The organism is Halomonas sp. DN3 (assembly GCF_024137905.1).
Classification (GTDB): domain Bacteria; phylum Pseudomonadota; class Gammaproteobacteria; order Pseudomonadales; family Halomonadaceae; genus Halomonas; species Halomonas litopenaei.
Window position 1 is genome coordinate 1,249,817 of record NZ_CP099965.1, and the last position, 16,837, is coordinate 1,266,653.

The window sequence follows — 16,837 nt, forward strand, 5'->3', positions numbered from 1 at the left end:
TCGTGAGCCGGTCCGGGCGGCTCGATCAGCGTGCGTGCCTGGCCAGCCAGCGATCGAGGGCGTTGGCAAACTCCCGTCGATCACTGTCCGAGTAGCCCTTGGGGCCGCCGGTGTGCTCGCCGCTGGCACGCAGCGTCTCCATGAAGTCGCGCATCTGCACGCGTGCCTTGATGTTGTTGCGATCCAGGGTCTCGCCTCTGTTGGTCATTACCATGGCCCCCTTGTCCAGCGCCTCCAGTGCCAGCGGTAGATCGGCGGTGACCAGCAGGTCACCGGGTGCGATGCGGCTGACGATCTCGTTGTCGGCGGCGTCGAAGCCATGGCTCACCGCCATGGCCTTGACCCACTTCGAACTGGGCAACGGGATCTGGTGGTTGGCGACGAACCAGGTCTGGGTGGTGGTGCGTTCGGCGGCGCGGACGATGATGTCGCGAGCGACTCTGGGGCAGGCGTCGGCGTCGACCCATAGTTGGGGCATTGGTGTCTCCGGAGCAGAAAAAGGGGGGGTGATCATAAAAGGGCTGGTCAGAGCCATGAGTCGATGGTAGCATGCGCCCTCCTCGCATGTGTTGACCCCACCATCATGACGCAGCGACCTCCGACGCCCAAGCGGCCTCGAGAGTTCAAACAGATGCTGCAACGCGCAAGACGCGTTCGAATTGTGAAGATGGAGCACCCGACGTCGATCCCGACGCCCGCGGTGCAAACGGTCGCCACGATGGCTCCACGCAGTTGCGTGAGCCGATGCCAGGTGCGACCGGCGTCCCCGACTCCGAATGTTGACAACAGACTTGTTGACCTTGCTCTACCTCGAGTAGAGCGACGTATTTCTGTTCGCCCCGAATACGGGCGCGTCAGGGACGCCAACCACGTTATTTTGCCGGTAACCCCGGCCTACCAAGGTGTGATTCATGACCTCGACGACTGTCGCTTCACCGTCTTTTGGTGATCTGGCCCTGCTGCCTGCCGTTCTCTCCGCCATCGAGACCCTGGGCTACGAGACTCCCTCGCCCATTCAGGCGCAGACCATTCCAGCCCTGCTGGAAGGCCGCGACATGCTGGGCCAGGCCCAGACCGGCACCGGCAAGACCGCTGCCTTCGCGCTCCCCATCTTGTCTCGTATTGAACTCGATCGGCGTGAGCCCCAGGTGCTGGTGCTGGCGCCGACCCGCGAGCTGGCTCAGCAGGTAGCCGTCTCCTTCAGCAAGTACGGCCAGAACCTCAAGGGTCTGGAAGTCGCCACCCTGTGCGGCGGCCAGGAATACCGTGAGCAGCTCAGCGCGCTGCGTCGTGGCGCCCAGGTAGTGGTCGGTACCCCCGGCCGCGTCATCGATCACCTGGATCGTGGCAGCCTCAAGCTTTCCGGCCTCAACGCTCTGGTGCTGGACGAAGCCGACGAGATGCTGCGCATGGGCTTCATCGACGACGTCAAGCGTGTTGTCGCCGATACACCCGAGAACGCCCAGCGTGTGTTCTTCTCGGCGACCCTGCCCACCGAGATCGAGCGCATCGTCAATCGCTACCTGGTGGATCCGGTCAAGGTCGCCATCGAGGCGCGTACCACCACCGCCGAGAGCATCGAACAGCGCCTGGTGCGCGTCGATGGTGGCGCCAAGCTGGAAGCGCTGTCGCGCATCCTTGAAGTCGAGCCGGTGGACGCCGCCATCGTGTTCGTGCGCACCCGTGCCGCCTGTACCACGCTGATGGAGCAGCTGTCTGCGCGTGGCGTCAACGTCGCCAGCCTGTCCGGTGATCTGGACCAGAGCCTGCGCGAGCGCACCATCACTCGCCTCAAGCGCGCCAAGGTCGATGTGCTGATCGCCACCGACGTGGCCGCTCGTGGTCTCGACGTGCCGCGCATCACCCACGTCATCAACTATGACCTGCCCCAGGATGCCGAGGCTTACACCCACCGCATCGGCCGTACCGGCCGTGCCGGCCGCAACGGCGTGGCGATTACCTTCGCCGGCTTCCGTGAAGGCCGCAAGGTAGGTTGGCTCGAGCAGGCCACCGGCCAGAAGATGGCGGTCATGGAGCTGCCCGACGAGGCCGCCATTCGTGCCCACCGCGACAACGTCTTCCATCAGCGCGTGATCGCCGCCGTCACCAAGGGTGCCGAAGAGCAGCGTGCTCTGGTCGAGCGTCTGGTCGAGGAAGGCTACGATCCCATCGAGCTGGCCTGTGCCTTCTCCGCCATGGCGCGCGCCGACGAGGCACCCATCGGTCGCCTGCAGGCGCCGCGCAAGGAACGCAATGACCGCGCCCCGCGTGACGGCAAGCCGCAGCGTCGCCGCGAGAGCCGTGGACCCAGCGAAGGCATGACCCGCTACCGCGTCTCCGTCGGCCACAAGGATGGCGTCAAGCCTGGCCAGCTGGTCGGCGCCCTGGCCAACGAAGGTGGTATCGAAGGCGCCCGTATCGGCCGCATCGACATCCGTAACGGCTTCTCCACCGTGGAGCTGCCCAATGGTCTGCCGGCCAGCATCCTGGCCAAGATGGCACGTGCCCGTGTGGCCGGTCGTCCGCTGGAAATCAGCGAAGACCGTGGCGGTGATCGCGCTGAGCGTGGTGGCGAGCGCAGCGGCGAGCGTGCTCCCCGTCGTCGTCGCGATGACGAGGCGCCTGTGCGTCGCCAGTCGCGCGCCTGATCGAGGTGCCAGGGGTCTGAGCCGACAGCTGGTACAAGGCCCCTGTTGATCCGATGACGTATCGGATCACGACAAGGCAAGTTTCGTGAACGGGCCGGTGGATATCCACCGGCCCGTTTGCGTGTGCATGTTTCGCTGGCTTCCTGGGCGTTGGCTTCCTGGGCGTTGGCTCCCTGGCATCGGGCCCGATGCGATCCTCATTCCCCTCAATGTCGACTTTTTCCCTCTCTGATCTACGTCAACCTCTGGCGCGATGCTGCCGCTCCTGATGGTCGGTGCGTTGCATAATGTTGCAGAGTGTAACTTCCAGGTGCGGTGACAGGGTCTCTCTTGTCCCGGCCGGGCTGAAGGCATGATTACAATGGAGAGCGACGGGACATGGAACGGAAAACAGGCAAGGGATGGCTGCTTGGCGTCATGCTTTTTACCCTGGCCGGTAATGGATACGCAGCCACCGGCACCATCACGATATCCGGGAAGGTGCTTGCCACGACCTGTACGGTAAAGGTCAACAATGCGGGAACCGGGGATGGCACGGTGGTGCTTCCCACGGTCAGTGTCAGCGACTTGAAGAGCGGTGAGACGGCGGGTGACACCTCCTTCACCATCGACATGAACTGCTCCGCTGCCGTGGACAATGTGAAGCCGTACTTCGAGCCTACCAATGTCGATGCCGCCACCGGCTATCTGGTGAATACCGCAGGCACCGGCGGCGCCAAGAACGTCGAGATACAACTGCTCGACCATACCAACAAGGTGATCAATCTGATCGCCAATGATGCCACCGCGATGGATCTGGCCGACGACACCACGGCGACTCAACTTCGCTACACCGCGCGCTATTACGCCAGTGGCGCGGACGCCGTCGCGGGGACCGTCAGTACCTCAGCGGTGTATACCCTGAACTACCAATAGATCTCGCAGTCCGCCCGCACTGGCAGAAGTGCGCGGAGGTAGTGCGTCTGGCAAGGCTTCATAAAGGCTACAGAAAGGCATAGGGATCATGCGTGTACGGGAGTCGTGGGGAAGGGGAGTGGCGCTGTTGGCGCTGGTGGCGCTGGTGGCGCTTTGCAGCCTTGTCAGTCGTGTCGATGCCAGTGTGGTGGTCTCGGGCACCCGGGTGATCTACCCCGCCGATGCCAGGGATGTGAGCGTCGCGCTGACCAATGCGGGCGATACGCCCTCGCTGGTGCAGGTGTGGATCGATCGTGGCGACCCGGACTCCACGCCGGAGAGTGTCGAGGTGCCGTTTTTGACGACACCGCCGGTGACACGCATCAATGCCCATGGAGGACAGGCGATTCGGATCGCCTATCTGGGCGAGGTGGCGCCTGTCGATCGTGAGTCCGTCTACTGGCTGAACGTGCTGGAGGTGCCCGCCACCCAGGCGGCGCCGGAGCGCAACGTGCTGCAGCTGGCCTACCGCACCCGCATCAAGCTGTTCTATCGACCCGACGGGCTTGCCGCTTCCCCCGAGCAGGCCGCCGAGCAGCTTCACTGGGAGCTTGAGCGGGGGCCCGGCCGCTGGACGCTGGTGGCCCGCAATGAGAGCCCCTACAGTGTGTCGCTTCGTCGGGTCGGGCTGGGCAACGAAGAGCACCAGGTCACGGCTCGTGGCAGCCTGATCCCGGCCCTGAGCTCCCGCCGTTTCAGCATCGAACCGCTGGCAACCTCCCAGGGTTTCTTCGATTGGATCAATGACTACGGGGTGACGCAGCGGCGCCGATTCGAGCTGTGAAACGTCTGTCTGGCACAGCAGCCGGCAAGGTTCGGGGGTTGCGGCGGCACGAAGGCCTGTCTGTGCTCATTGCGCTGGGGCTGTCACTCGTCACCGACGCCGGTCTGTCCGCCCGGGCCGACGAGGGTAGCAGGGTGACCGGTGATGCGTCCGAGCGCCGGGTCGAGTACGCCTTCAACGCCAAGCTGCTGAAAGGATCACTCCAGGGCATGGACCTGACCCGCTTCGAGCAGGGCATGACGGTCCCCCCTGGTCGCTATGAACTCGACGTTCTGGTCAATGGCCAGGCGTTCGGTCGCGAGACGGTGACGATCGGCGAGGCCCCGGAAGGGACGCGTCTGTGTCTGTCGCTTGATGCGATAAAGCGCCTGCTGCTGAAGCCCGCGGCAGGGGAAGGCGACTCAGGCCGCGAGTGCGTCGATCTGGCCGCTCGCTATCCCTATGTCGATAGCTCGATCGACTCGGCGAACATGCGACTTGAATTAAGCGTGCCCCAGGCCTATCAGCGACATCGCGTCAGGGGAAAGGTGCCGGCCGAGGCGTGGCAGGACGGCATCAATGGCGCCTTTGTTCGCTACAACAGCAATGCCTTCCGTGGCGAGCGCGACGGGCAGGAGTCCCGTGAGGACTATCGACTCGGGATCAACGCCGGGGTGAACCTTGGCGGTTGGCAGCTTCGTCACAATGCCAGTCTCGATGACGCCAGTGGCGAGACCGCCCACTATCACGTCACCAACACCTATCTGCGCCGTGACGTGACGCCCTGGCAGGCCGACCTGGTCATCGGCGAGTATCAGACCTCCGGGATGGGGTTCGAGTCGATACCCTTCACCGGCGTCCAGCTCGCCAGCGACGATGCCATGCTGCCTCCTTCCCGGCGGGGCTACGCCCCGGTAGTGCGAGGCACCGCTCGCACCAACGCCAGGGTGACTATCCGTCAGGGGGAGGACGTCATCTACGAGACCAGCGTGACGCCCGGCCCCTTTGCCATCGACGACCTTTACGCCACCAACGTGGCCGATGACCTTGAGGTCACCATTACCGAGGCCGACGGCAGCGAGCGCGCCTTCGTGCTGCCCTATACCTCGGTGGCACAGTTGCTGCGACCCGGCGCCCATCGCTTCCACCTGACCCTGGGAGAGTATCGGGGTGACGGCCTCGTCGACCTGCCCCGGTTCGTTCAGGCCGAATACCGACGCGGGGTCAGCAATCGGCTGACGCTCTACTCCGGCGCCATCCTGGCCGAGGACTATATGGCGGGGCTTGCCGGTGGCGCCGTGTCGACCCTGTTGGGCGCCTTCGCGCTGGATGCCACCATGACCCGGGCGAATCACCTGGAGGCGCTGAGCGGTGAGCCGGAGAGCCCGCGTGGCGAGAGCTTTCGTGTGAGCTACAACACCCGTTTTGATCCCACCGACACCGAACTGTCGGTGGTCAACTACCGTTTTTCCAGTCAGCATTATCTGAGCCTTTCGGACGTTGCGCTGCTGCGCGATGATGCAACGACATCCTCACCACGGGACCGTGAACGCCAACGTCTCGAGGTCAATCTGACCCAGACCCTGGCCGGCGGCACCAGGCTGTTTGCCTCTGGCATCAGCGCCGATTACTGGGATCGCGAGGACGCGACCACCTATCAGGTCGGTGTCAGTCGTGGCTTCTCCTGGGGCACCCTGAGCGCCACCGCAGGCCGTAGCGAGACCGAAGGCGACTACACCAACGAGTTCTACCTCAATCTCAGCGTTCCGCTGGGAGGCCACCTGCAACTGACCTCCAATCTGGCCCATCGGGGCGATCATCGCTCGGGCCAGTTGAACCTCAGCGGCGACAGCGGCGCGCTGAACTATGGTGTCTACGTCAACCACAGCCGTGATGACCGGTCGCACGATTCAAGCTATGGCGGCAACCTGGGGATGGACACCTCCCGGGTTCGTCTTGGCCTCAACCTCAGCGCCGGAGATGACTACCGCAGCTACAGCGCCAGCGCCGATGGCACCGCCATTGCCTATGCGGGTGGCCTGGTGCTGACGCGGGATCAAGGCGAGACCATGGCGGTCATCGAGGCGCCGGGCGCCAAGGGCGCGGCGATTTCTCAACATGACCAGGTGTTGCTGGACGGGCGGGGCAAGGGGGCGATCAGCGGACTGACACCTTACCGCTACAACCGGGTGGCGCTGGATCCCTCCGGCATGACCGATGGCGTCGAGCTCAAGGGCAATGCCAGGCGGGTAGCGCCTCGCCGAGGCGCTATCGTCAGGCTGACCTACGACACCCTGGTGGGGGCGCCGACCCTGGTGCGGGTGACCACGCCGGCACCTTTCGGCGCGCAGTTGATCGACGCCGATGGAGACGTGCTGGCGGTGCTGGGTCAGGGGCGCATGGCAGTGGTCAGGGGAATCGATGCACACCGGGGCTATCAGCTTCGCTGGGGGCCGAGCCCGCGGGAGCGCTGCCGCCTGACACTGGAGCCGCAACGCGAGGCGACGCCGCACCAGGGTGCAGCGCCGCGTATCGCCCAGCGCCAGGCGACCTGCTTGCCTGGAGATGTCACGTCTGGCTAGGTTCGACGATCGAACAGGGTCAGGGCGAAGGCGTCCAGCAGGCTGCTGGCCTCGGGGGTCTCGACCACAGACCGCTCGAGTGCCTCGAGGTCCTCGTCCTGAGCGACAAGAATATCGCGCTGGTGCGCCAGGTAGGCCGCGGTCACCTGGACGGTGAATTCCGGGTGGAACTGCACGCTGTACTGGGCTGGGCCATAGCGCAGGGCCTGGTTGGGGTCATGGTCGTTGGCCGCCAGGACAGTGGCGGTCTCGGGGCGTGACAGGGCGCTCTGGGCGTGGGTCAGCTGGGCGGCGAAAGCATCGGGCAGCGCACCGAACAGCGGGTCCCCGCGACCGGCCTCGGTCAGCGTGAGGGTACGCGTGCCGCATTCTCGCCCTCGGGGATGGTAGCCGGCGCTGCCGCCGAAGGCTTCGGCCATCAGCTGGTGGCCATAGCACACGCCAAACATCGGCAGGCCGTGGTCGAGTGCCTCCCTCAGCCAGGGTTTCAGCGCTTCGCTCCAGGCTTCCCGGTCGGACACCATGGCGTGGGACCCGGTCACCATCACCCCGTCCTGATCAGAGACTGCCGGCAGCGGTTGGCGGCGAACGTCGATCACCTCGATGACGCCGCCACGACGACGAAAGCCGTCGAGACGTGCGCTGAACAGGTCCTCGAAGTCGCCGTGCTCGGCGACGACGTCGGCGAAGCTGTCGCCGGTCTTGAAGATGGCAAGGCGAGGCGGCTCAACGGGCCTCGCCGGGCTTGAAGCAGTGTGGGTCACGGTCTTGGCTCGAAAAGGGGAATCCAGGGGCGCTTGCAGGTGTAGATTCAGCCGCGCTTGAGGCGATCACCGAGGGCGACCATGAAGCGGCTGCCGGCGTCGAGCTGTTCGCGCTCGATGTATTCGTCGGGCTGGTGGGCCTGGCTGATGCTGCCGGGGCCGCAGATCACCGTGGGCAGGCCGGCGAGCTGGAACTGACCGGCCTCGGTGGCGTAGGCCACAGCGGCACCGTCGGGGCTGTCTCCGAGCAGTTCGCGGCACAGGCCCAGCGCCTCGCTGTTGTCACGATCGGCCAGGGCCGGCACGGTGGTGTTGAGCGCCTCGGTGGTGATCGAGGCCTCGGGGGCGCGCTGGCGCATGCGGGCTTCGAGTTCGCGGGCGGTGGCCTCGACCCGGGCCAGCAGCTCCTTGGCGTCATCGGTGGGCAGGTGGCGAATTTCCCATTCGAAGCTGCAGCGCCTGGCCATGATGTTGATGGCGGTGCCACCCTCGATCTTGCCCACGTGCAGGCTCGAGTGGATCACGCTGAAGGCCTCGTCGACCCGACCCTCTTCCTTGAGCTCCGCCATCACGTCCTCGATGCGGGTGACCAGGCGAGCGGCGACGTGGATCGCCGAGACTCCTTGATACACCTGGCTCGAGTGGGCTTCGCGTCCGATCACCGTGGTGCGGAAGTTGCTGGCCCCCTTGTGGGCCACCACCGGCTCCATCAGGGTCGGCTCGCCGACCACCACGGCGGCAGGGCGGGGGTGTTCGGCCATCAGCGTCTCGATCATGCGCGGGGCGCCGACGCAGCCGATTTCCTCGTCGTAGGACAGCGCCAGCCAGATCGGCACCTCAAGCTCCAGTTCGCTCCAGCGCGGTACCTCGGCCAGGGCGCAGGCGATGAAGCCTTTCATGTCACAGGTGCCGCGACCGTACAGGCGCCCGGCATTGTCGCCCTCGCTGGCGGTCAGGGTGAAGGGATCGCTGGTCCAGGGCTGGCCCACCACCGGCACCACGTCGGTATGGCCCGAGAGCACCACACCACCCTCGACCGCCGGGCCGATGCGCGCCAGCAGGTTGGCCCTGGAACCGTCGTCGCTCTCGACCCGCCAGTGATCGACGCCGTAGCGGTCGAGCCACTCTTCGACGAAGGCGATCAATTCCAGGTTGGAATCCCGAGACACGGTGGCAAAGCCCACCAGAGTCTTGAGCAGGTCGTGTGCGGTCATGAAGGCTCCGTCGACTGAGGTCACAAGGAGCGTCAATGTACCATGGCCAGGCGACGCGCCCCAGCGTATCGCCCCGGGGTACCGCCCGAGCACGCCGCTCTCCCGGATCGCCCAAGCCTGGGTCACCCAAGACCAGGTCCGCCCGACAGCGACGTGCGGGGCGGATGGGACTCAGTCGGACAGCGCGACCCGACTCTCGCCATTGCCGGCGGGATGCACCTGGATCTGCACCGGAATGCGCTCATGCATCTCCTGGACGTGGGAGATGACCCCGACCCGTCGGCCCTGGGCCTGGAGACCGTCGAGGGCGTCCATGGCCAGCGCCAGCGACTGGGGGTCGAGGCTGCCGAAGCCTTCGTCGATGAACAGCGACTCGATGGCCAGCTCCCCCGAGGCCAGCGAGGCGAGCCCGAGCGCCATGGCCAGCGACACCAGAAAGGTCTCGCCGCCGGATAGCGAGTGCACCGAGCGACGCTCGTCGGCGACGTCCTGATCGATCACCAGGAGCCCCAGCGGGCTGCCTCCTCTCACCAGACGGTAGCGCCGGCTGAGGCCCGCCAGGTGGACGTTTGCCTCGTCGATCAGGCGCTCCAGGTTCCAGGCCTGGGCGATGCGCCGGAAGGTCTTGCCGTCGGCGGCGCCGATCAGCTCGGCGATGCGGCCCCAGCGATGATGCTCGGCCCTGGCCCTTTCCAGGGCCTCGAGGCCGTCACGTTGGCGCTGCCGGCGTCGATCATCGTCGCGCACGGCGTGCAGGGCGCCATCGCGGCGTTGCTGGGCGGCCTCCAGCCGCGGCCGGTTGGCCTCACGTCTGGCGTCGAGGTCGGCCTGGCGTGCATCCAGCTGGCGTTGGGTGGCCTCGTCGAGCAGTGTCTGCGGGTCCTGCTCCGGCAGGTGGCGGGCCCGCCAGGCGCGCCAGCCCTGGCGACGCTCGTCGCGACTGGTGCGGGCGGTCTGGCAGGCCTCGCGGGCGCCGTCCAGTCGGGCGCGCAGGGCCTTGAGCGCATCATCGGCCTGGTCGAGCAGCCGCTCCAGGTCGCCATCGGTGATGTCCGGGTGCTCGCTGCGCCAGCGTTCCAGCTCCGCGTCCAGGCGGGTCTTTTCGTCCTCCAGCACCGAGAGCGCCTTGCCCTCGTGCTCGATCCTCTGGGTCAGGCTCAGCACCTGACGCTGGGCCTGGTCATGGGCCTGGCGGGCCTGCTCATGGTCCTGACGTGCCTGGCGGACCTGGGCTTCGAGACGCTCGAGCCAGGCATCCGCCGAGCGGTCATCGCCGAGCGCCTCGGCCAGACGTCGTCTGTGCTCGTCGATGCTGCGGGTCAGTTCGGGACGCTGATCGTCGAGCCGCTTGAGTTCCTCGTCGAAGTTGGCAGCGCGCAAGGCAAGCGCCTGACGCTCTCGCTCGTCGTCTTCGATGGCCTCTGCCAGCGGGGCCAGTTGGCGCTCGGCGTCGTCCAGTGCCTGGAGGCGCTCGCGAGCCTGTTGCTGGCGCTGGCGGGCCTTGTCGCTGTGCTCGGTGAGCCAGGCTTGGCGGGCCTCAGCGTCGAGGGCGCGCCACTGCTCGGCGAGCGCCGGGTCGTCGAGCCTGGCTTGGGCTTCTTCGAGACCGGCCTGAGCCTCGTTCCTTCGAGGTTCAAGCGCGAGGAGGCTCGCTTCCGCCTGTTCGACGCTGGCCTTCAGCGCCTGAAAGCGCCCGAACAGGGCGTCACGCTGCTCGCGCAGCTCGCCGAGTCGGCTTTCGGACACGGCGAGCTGTTCATCCTCCAGTGCGATCTGGGCGGCGAGCTGGGTGGCCTCCGGGGTGGCGGGGGGCGAGTCGCGCCAGGGGTGCTCGTGACTGCCACACACCGGACAGGCGGTGTCCGGTTCCAGGGTGGCGCGCATGTCGGCGACGCTGTCGCTTCGGGTGGCGCGGGCGCGCTGGATAAAGCGCGTGAGCTGCTCATGCTCCGCCGAGGCGTGGTCCAGGCGCGCCCGCGCCTGCTTGCCTTGGTCCAGCAGTTCGTCGCGCTGTGCGCTGTCGCGGCGGCGCTCGGCGTCGAGCCGGCGCTGCTGCTCATCGAGCTGGTGCAGTAGACGCCAGCGCTGCTCCAGTTCGGACAGCGCCAGCAGACGATGGCCGGCGTCCTCGAGGTGCTGCTGGGCCTCGGCCCTGGCCGTTGCGACCTGCTGATGCTGGCCAAGATGGCGTGACAGGGTGCGGGTGGCGGCGTCGCGCTGCTCCAGATGGCGGCGATGGCGCTCTGCCAGGGCTCGCTGCTGCCCGTCGAGATCCTCGCGCTGGCGCTTGCGCTTCTGGTGTTCGTCCTCCAGCTGTCGATGCTGTTGCTCGCGGCCCTTGAGTTCGCTGGCAATTTCACGGGCCTGGGCGATGGCGGGCCGGGCCTGCTCGAGCGCCTGCTCGCTGTCCTCCAGGGTCTGGCGGCGACGGCTGGTTTGCTGGTGCTGTTGTTCCAGGGCGGTGCGTGCCTGGGCCAGGGCTGACTTGGCTTGTTCGAGCTGGTGGCGCTGGTCCGGCAACTGTCGAGAAAGGCTACGCTGGCGCAGCAACTGGGGGCGCCAGGGTGCGACGCGCTCGAGCATCTCGCACTCACGGCGCTGCTCGCTCAGTGCCTCCCACTGGGCCTCTGCCTCGACCAGGCTGGCGTCGGCTTGTTCGCAGCGCTGGCGCCACTGGGCGTCCTGGGCGAGCCACTGGGCCTCTTCGTCCAGCGCCTTCATCTGCCGCTGGCAGGTGTCCAGCTCGCCTTCGGCCTCGGCCAGTTCCTGCTCCATGGCCTGGCGTGCGGTGTCGTCGCTGGGGGCGTCCTCGGCGAGCAGCGCCTGCTGGCGGGCCACTGCGTCGCGGGCCTCCTTGGCCCGGGCGTAGCTTTCGACCGAGATGCGCGAGTATTCCTGGGTGTTGGTGAGCTTCTCGAGCAGGTCCGAGCGGGCGTTGTCGTCGGCCTTGAGAAAGGCCGCGAACTCGCTCTGGGCCAGCAGCACGGCGCGGGTGAACTGCTCGAACGATAGCCCCAGGCACTCGGGGATCAGCTCGGCGAATTCGCGCTTCTGGGCGGTCAGCAGGCGTTCGTCGTCCAGGTCGGTCAACGATTGCTCCACCGCCTGCAGCTTGCCGTCGGCCTTGTCCCGGGCGCGCCGCACGGCCCATCGTGCGCGGTAACGGCGAGCGTCGCGGCCGATGAAGTCGACCTCGGCGTAGCCGCTGGCGGCGCCGCGCCGCAGCAGGCTGCGGGGGTCGGCGGTGGCGATCCGAGAGCCGTCCAGGTCGTCCAGATGGGAGTCGCGCCCCGGGGCGTGGCGAAGCCTGGGCGTATTGCCGAACAGCGCCAGGCACAGGGCGTCGAGCAGGGTGCTCTTGCCGGCGCCGGTGGGGCCGGTGATGGCGAACAGGCCGGCATCGGCCAGTGGCGCCGCGGTAAAGTCCAGCTCGACCGGACCGGGCAGGGAGGCCAGTTGGGACAGGCGCAGGGCGAGAATCTTCATGGCTGAGTGCCCCCTTCGGTGGTGTGCTGGACTTGCGCATCCGCGCTCTGGTCTTCGGCATCCGCGTCCTGGACGCGCTGGCACAACCAGTCGAAGTCGGCGATCACGCTGTCGTCCGGTGCCTCGCCCCAGCGCTCTTTCCAGGTGCGCGAAAACAGCTCACGGGGTCCGATGTCCTCGAGGCGCTCGCCACGTCCGGGTGCCTGTGACTCAGTGACCGGCAGTTCGCGTTTCAGCCGCAGCAGGCGCACCGCCCGGTCGCCCAGCGCCTGCTCGATACGCGAGCGCAACTCCGGCATCGGGGCGTCCAGACGCACGTTGATCTCGAGCCAGTCCCAGCGCTCGACCGGGCCTGCCCCGTCGCGGGCCGGCAGCGCCTCGATCGCGCCCAGGATCTCTTCTAGCGGGGCAGGGCCGAGGCGACGCATGGCCACCGCCCGCGGCACGCTGATCGGCTCGACATGGGCAAGGGCGCCATCGGCGAAGTCCGCCATCAGCACCTGGTGGGGGTAGTCGACTTCGCTGAAGTCCAGCGGCAGCGGGCTGCCGCTGTAGCGTATGCGTTCGTCGCCGACCCGCTGGGCGCGGTGCAGGTGCCCCAGGGCGACGTAGTCGATGTCCTCGGGAAACAGCGAGGCCGACAGCGATTCCTCGCCGCCGATGACGATAGGGCGTTCGCTGGCCTCGGAGACGGCGGCGCCACGCAGGTGGGCGTGGCTCATGGCGATCAGCGCCTGGCCAGGCTCGCGCTTTTCCCGGGCCGCCGCGATCAGTTCGCGATGGACCCGCTCGACGCTCGCCACATAGTCGTCGCCGGCGTTCGTCTCTTCTCCTGCTGCTTCCGCCGCTTGTCTGCTCTGCCGGCCACGACCGGTGATCTCCGCCGGACGCAGGAAGGGCAGCGCCAGGCACCAGGCGCGGACCTCACCCTGGGCATCGCGCAAGGGCACCAGCAGGCGATCGCTGTCCAGCGCGCCGTCATCGACGAAGCGCACCCGGCCAAGGGCATGGGTGCGCAGGTGCTGCATCAGCGGGGCGGGCAGCTCGATGCGGCTGCCGCTGTCGTGATTGCCGGCGATCAGTGCAATGGTCAGGTCAGGGCAGCGCTGGTGGACCCTGACGATAAAGTCATAGAGCAGCTCCTGGGCGCGCAGCGACGGATTGACCACATCGAAGACGTCGCCGGCGACCAGCAGCGCGTCCACCTGGCGTTCGGCGAGGATGTCGACCAGCCAGTCGAGGAAGGCGCGATGTTCCTCGTGACGTTCCTGGCCGTGAAAGCTCTGGCCCAGATGCCAGTCTGCGGTGTGGATGATCCTCATCCGTCCTCCCTGATGGAGCGCCAGGCCTTGCGGCCGGCGGCTTGTTGATCCCCGTGACTGGCGCATAGTCTACCGCGAGCGGGTGGCGTCTTCAGCCACCCCTGGTCGTCAACAGGGAGGTGACATGACCCAGCACCCCAGGACACGAGAGACTGCGCTGCACGACTGGGACCTGGCGCCGAAGGAGGCCATCGCCTTGCAGCGTACCCTGGCAGGACGCCTGATACGCGAGGATGCCCTCGGTGAAGTGGAACACATTGCCGGAGTGGATATCGGCTTCGAAGATGGAGGCGACACCACCCGCGCCGCGGTGGTGGTGCTGTCCTGGCCGGGGCTTGCGCCGATCGAGCAGGTGGTGGCGCGTCAGCCGACACGCATGCCCTACGTGCCGGGGCTTCTGTCCTTTCGTGAGATACCGGCGGCCCTGGCGGCCTTCGAACGACTCGACAGCCGTGTGGACCTGGTCATGGTGGACGGCCACGGCATCGCCCATCCCCGACGTCTCGGGGTGGCGGCGCACCTTGGACTGTGGCTGGATCTGCCCACCCTGGGCGTGGCCAAGAAACGCCTGACCGGACGCCATGGCGAGGTCCCCGAGGGGCGTGCCGAAAGTACCGACCTGATGGACGGCGACGAGCGCATCGGGGTCGTGCTACGCTCGCGCGCCGGCGTCAAGCCGGTGTTCGTGTCGCCGGGCCACCGGCTGTCGGTGGATTCGGCCAGGGCCTGGGCGGTGGCCTGCCTCGGCCGCTACAAGTTGCCCGAACCCACAAGGCTGGCCGACAGGCTGGCATCACGGCGCTGAGCCGGCCTTCACTCAAGCATCCGAGAACTCGCCATGTCCGACACAGAGGTATCCCCCGGCGTTGCCGCCACCGCAGCCTGGGTCGAGGAATTCGTGGTTCGCCTCAACGTCTGCCCCTTCGCCGGGCGTGAGGTCACACGAGGGTCGATTCGCTATATCGAGGTCGATGGGCGCAGGCTCGAGGACGCACTGGTGGCGCTGATGGAGGCCTGCCACCATCTCGAGACGACACCCGAGGTGGAGACCAGTCTGCTGGTGTTCACCCGAGGGCTTGCTGACTTCGACGACTATCTCGACGCCCTGGCCATGGCCGAGGCATTGCTCGCCGACCGTGGCTACGAGGGCGTCTTCCAGCTGGCGAGCTTCCACCCTGACTATGTCTTCGACGGCGTGGATGATGATGATCCGGCCAACTTCACCAATCGTTCTCCCTGGCCGGTCTGGCATCTGCTGCGTGAAGAGGGTCTGGAAAGGGCGCTGGCCCACTATCCCGACCCCGAGGCTATCCCCGAGCGCAATATCGAAAGGTTGAGGGAGATCGGCAGCGACAGTCTGGCCGAGCGGCTGGCGGAATTGAAAGCGCGCTTTCGCTGAGCCGAAGGCGCACTCAGCTCTCTCATCAGGTTGGACCCACCTAGACGATATCCAGCGGCACCTTACGCTGTGGCGCCGGATACAGGGCGTCGAGTCGCGCAAGTGTTGCCTCGTCCAGGGTTACCTCCAGCGCCCTGGCGTTGTCGTCGACGTGCTCGGGGGAGGCGGCCTTGGGAATCGCGATGACCTCGTGCTGGCCCTCGACCGGTCGGATGGCCCAGGCCAGCAGCAGTTGCGCCGGGGTCAGGCCGAGGTCCGCGGCGAGCTCACCAAGTTGCGGGTCGGCCAGGGGATCTGCGCCGACGGCGCCGGCCTGGGCCAGCGGACAGTAAGCCATCAGCGGCATCCGTTGCCGGCGTTGCCATGGCCTCAGGGCGACCTCGATTCCCCGCGACGCCAGATGGTAGAGGACCTGGTTGACCGCGCAGTCGCCGCCACCGGGCAGGCGAGCCAGCGTCTGCATATCGTCCACGTCGAAGTTCGACACACCGAAGCGACGAATCTTGCCGGCAGCGACCAGGCGATCGAAGGCCTCCAGCGTTTCGTCCAGTGGGATGCTCCCCGGCCAGTGCAGCAGGTACAGATCCAGGTAATCGGTGCCCAGGCGCTCAAGGCTCGCTTCGCAGGCGGCGATGGCGCTGTCGCGACCGGCGTTCCAGGGGTAGACCTTGGAGACCACAAACGCCTGGTCGCGGCGACCCTGGATGGCCTCGCCGACCAGGCGTTCGGCGGCACCGTCGCCGTACATTTCGGCGCTGTCGATCAGCCGCAGACCTCGCTCCAGCCCACGTTGCAGGGCGGCGATTTCCTGTCGCCGGGGCGCACGCCCTTCACCCATGTACCAGGTGCCCTGGCCCAGGGCAGGCAGGGCCTCGGCGGTGCTTCCGGTTTCCAGCAGAACCTTGGCAGTCGTCATGTCGCACACCTTTGCGGAATAGTTTTCCAGAGATGCGATTGACTATCGCAGCCATGACCGTCGGCGCGCAAGACGAGGCTGGACAGACCTCGGTACAAGATGCATGGTGAAGTCATCAGTTGTCCCGCCAGGGATGATTGGCCCCGCAGGTACCGCCCATCGATGGGAGGTGGCGGGGCGAGCGCCTCAGGAAGAGGCGCCACCGTAGTGTGTTTACCAGCCCGTGTATCTCAACTGGAAGGAGTCGTCATGAGTATCACCAACACCGCATCCGCGCAGTGGAAGGGCAGTCTCAAGCAGGGCAAGGGCGTTGTGTCCACCAACAGCGACGCGCTCAGCGATGTTCCCTATGACTTCAAGCAGCGCTTCGAAGGCCAGGCCGGGACCAATCCGGAAGAGCTGATCGGTGCGGCCCACGCCAGCTGCTATTCCATGGCACTGTCGATGATTCTGGGCGAGTCCGACCTTGAAGCCGACAGCATCGACACCAGCGCCGAGGTGACCCTCGATGAGGTCGACGGTGGCTTCGCCGTGACCAAGGTGCATCTGACCACTCGCGCCAGCATCCCCGGCGCCGACGAGTCGGTGTTCCAGGAGGCCGCCGAGAAGGCCAAGGCCGGCTGCCCGATCTCCAAGCTGTTGAACGCCGAGATCAGCCTGGACGCCAAGCTGGCCTGATCCGGCCGGGTCGCGTCAGCGACGTCGTTGCCACGATGTTGTTGCCACATGGAAAAGCCCGCCGATTGGCGGGCTTTTTCGCGCAGCTGCATTGACCCTCGAAGGCTCGTG

The 16,837-nt window shown here is 66.7% G+C and carries 13 protein-coding genes; 7 read left to right on the plus strand and 6 right to left on the minus strand.

Translation table 11 applies throughout. The features are described 5' to 3' along the window. Positions 1-25: 25 nt before the first annotated feature. Positions 26-478 carry a YaiI/YqxD family protein gene (locus NKF27_RS05535; RefSeq protein WP_045991898.1) on the minus strand — a complete coding sequence of 151 codons (453 nt, stop codon included), beginning with the start codon at positions 476-478 and terminating at the stop codon, positions 26-28. A 433-nt stretch (positions 479-911) separates the two neighbouring features. Between NKF27_RS05535 and NKF27_RS05540 the strand changes: the two genes are divergently transcribed. From NKF27_RS05540 to NKF27_RS05555, 4 genes are all read left to right on the plus strand, one after another. Beyond that, on the plus strand, positions 912-2,648 hold the full coding sequence (locus tag NKF27_RS05540; RefSeq protein ID WP_108449702.1) for a DEAD/DEAH box helicase: 1,737 nt from the start codon (positions 912-914) through the stop codon (positions 2,646-2,648). A gap of 378 nt (positions 2,649-3,026) precedes the next feature. Further along, complete coding sequence (locus NKF27_RS05545; RefSeq protein ID WP_052704279.1) at positions 3,027-3,563, plus strand: fimbrial protein; 537 nt, start codon at positions 3,027-3,029, stop codon at positions 3,561-3,563. A gap of 88 nt (positions 3,564-3,651) precedes the next feature. Further along, complete coding sequence (locus tag NKF27_RS05550; RefSeq protein ID WP_253555643.1) at positions 3,652-4,386, plus strand: molecular chaperone; 735 nt, start codon at positions 3,652-3,654, stop codon at positions 4,384-4,386. Between the two features lie 62 nt (positions 4,387-4,448). After that, positions 4,449-6,947: a fimbria/pilus outer membrane usher protein gene (locus NKF27_RS05555; RefSeq protein WP_253555644.1), complete on the plus strand. Its 2,499-nt coding sequence runs from the start codon at positions 4,449-4,451 to the stop codon at positions 6,945-6,947. Here NKF27_RS05555 and NKF27_RS05560 read toward each other — a convergent pair. The 4 genes from NKF27_RS05560 to NKF27_RS05575 form a co-directional block, all read right to left on the minus strand. Next, positions 6,944-7,711, minus strand: coding sequence for a glutamine amidotransferase (locus tag NKF27_RS05560; RefSeq protein WP_253555645.1), 768 nt, complete (start codon positions 7,709-7,711; stop codon positions 6,944-6,946). The genes NKF27_RS05555 and NKF27_RS05560 overlap by 4 nt on opposite strands. A 47-nt stretch (positions 7,712-7,758) precedes the next feature. After that, positions 7,759-8,925 (minus strand): acetylornithine deacetylase, encoded by a 1,167-nt coding sequence (gene argE, locus NKF27_RS05565; RefSeq protein WP_253555646.1) that lies wholly within the window; start codon positions 8,923-8,925, stop codon positions 7,759-7,761. A 171-nt stretch (positions 8,926-9,096) separates the two neighbouring features. Further along, a complete protein-coding gene (locus NKF27_RS05570) occupies positions 9,097-12,411 on the minus strand; it encodes an AAA family ATPase (RefSeq protein ID WP_253555647.1) in 3,315 nt (1,104 codons plus the stop codon). Beyond that, positions 12,408-13,733: an exonuclease SbcCD subunit D C-terminal domain-containing protein gene (locus tag NKF27_RS05575; RefSeq protein WP_253555648.1), complete on the minus strand. Its 1,326-nt coding sequence runs from the start codon at positions 13,731-13,733 to the stop codon at positions 12,408-12,410. Before NKF27_RS05575 ends, NKF27_RS05570 begins: the two co-directional genes overlap by 4 nt. Before the next feature lie 124 nt (positions 13,734-13,857). Here NKF27_RS05575 and nfi point away from each other — a divergent pair, with 124 nt between their 5' ends. Both nfi and NKF27_RS05585 read left to right on the plus strand, forming a co-directional pair. Then, positions 13,858-14,538 carry a deoxyribonuclease V gene (gene nfi / locus NKF27_RS05580; RefSeq protein WP_045991905.1) on the plus strand — a complete coding sequence of 227 codons (681 nt, stop codon included), beginning with the start codon at positions 13,858-13,860 and terminating at the stop codon, positions 14,536-14,538. A 33-nt stretch (positions 14,539-14,571) separates the two neighbouring features. Continuing rightward, positions 14,572-15,132, plus strand: coding sequence for a DUF1415 domain-containing protein (locus tag NKF27_RS05585; RefSeq protein ID WP_253555649.1), 561 nt, complete (start codon positions 14,572-14,574; stop codon positions 15,130-15,132). A 40-nt stretch (positions 15,133-15,172) separates the two neighbouring features. On the opposite strand, the gene NKF27_RS05590 is transcribed toward NKF27_RS05585, so the two are convergent. Further along, the gene (locus tag NKF27_RS05590) at positions 15,173-16,048 is read right to left on the minus strand and encodes an aldo/keto reductase (RefSeq protein ID WP_253555650.1); all 876 of its coding nucleotides are present in this window, start codon (positions 16,046-16,048) and stop codon (positions 15,173-15,175) included. Positions 16,049-16,297: 249 nt separating this feature from the next. Between NKF27_RS05590 and NKF27_RS05595 the strand changes: the two genes are divergently transcribed. Further along, a complete protein-coding gene (locus NKF27_RS05595; RefSeq protein WP_045991908.1) occupies positions 16,298-16,726 on the plus strand; it encodes an OsmC family protein in 429 nt (142 codons plus the stop codon). Positions 16,727-16,837 lie beyond the last annotated feature (111 nt).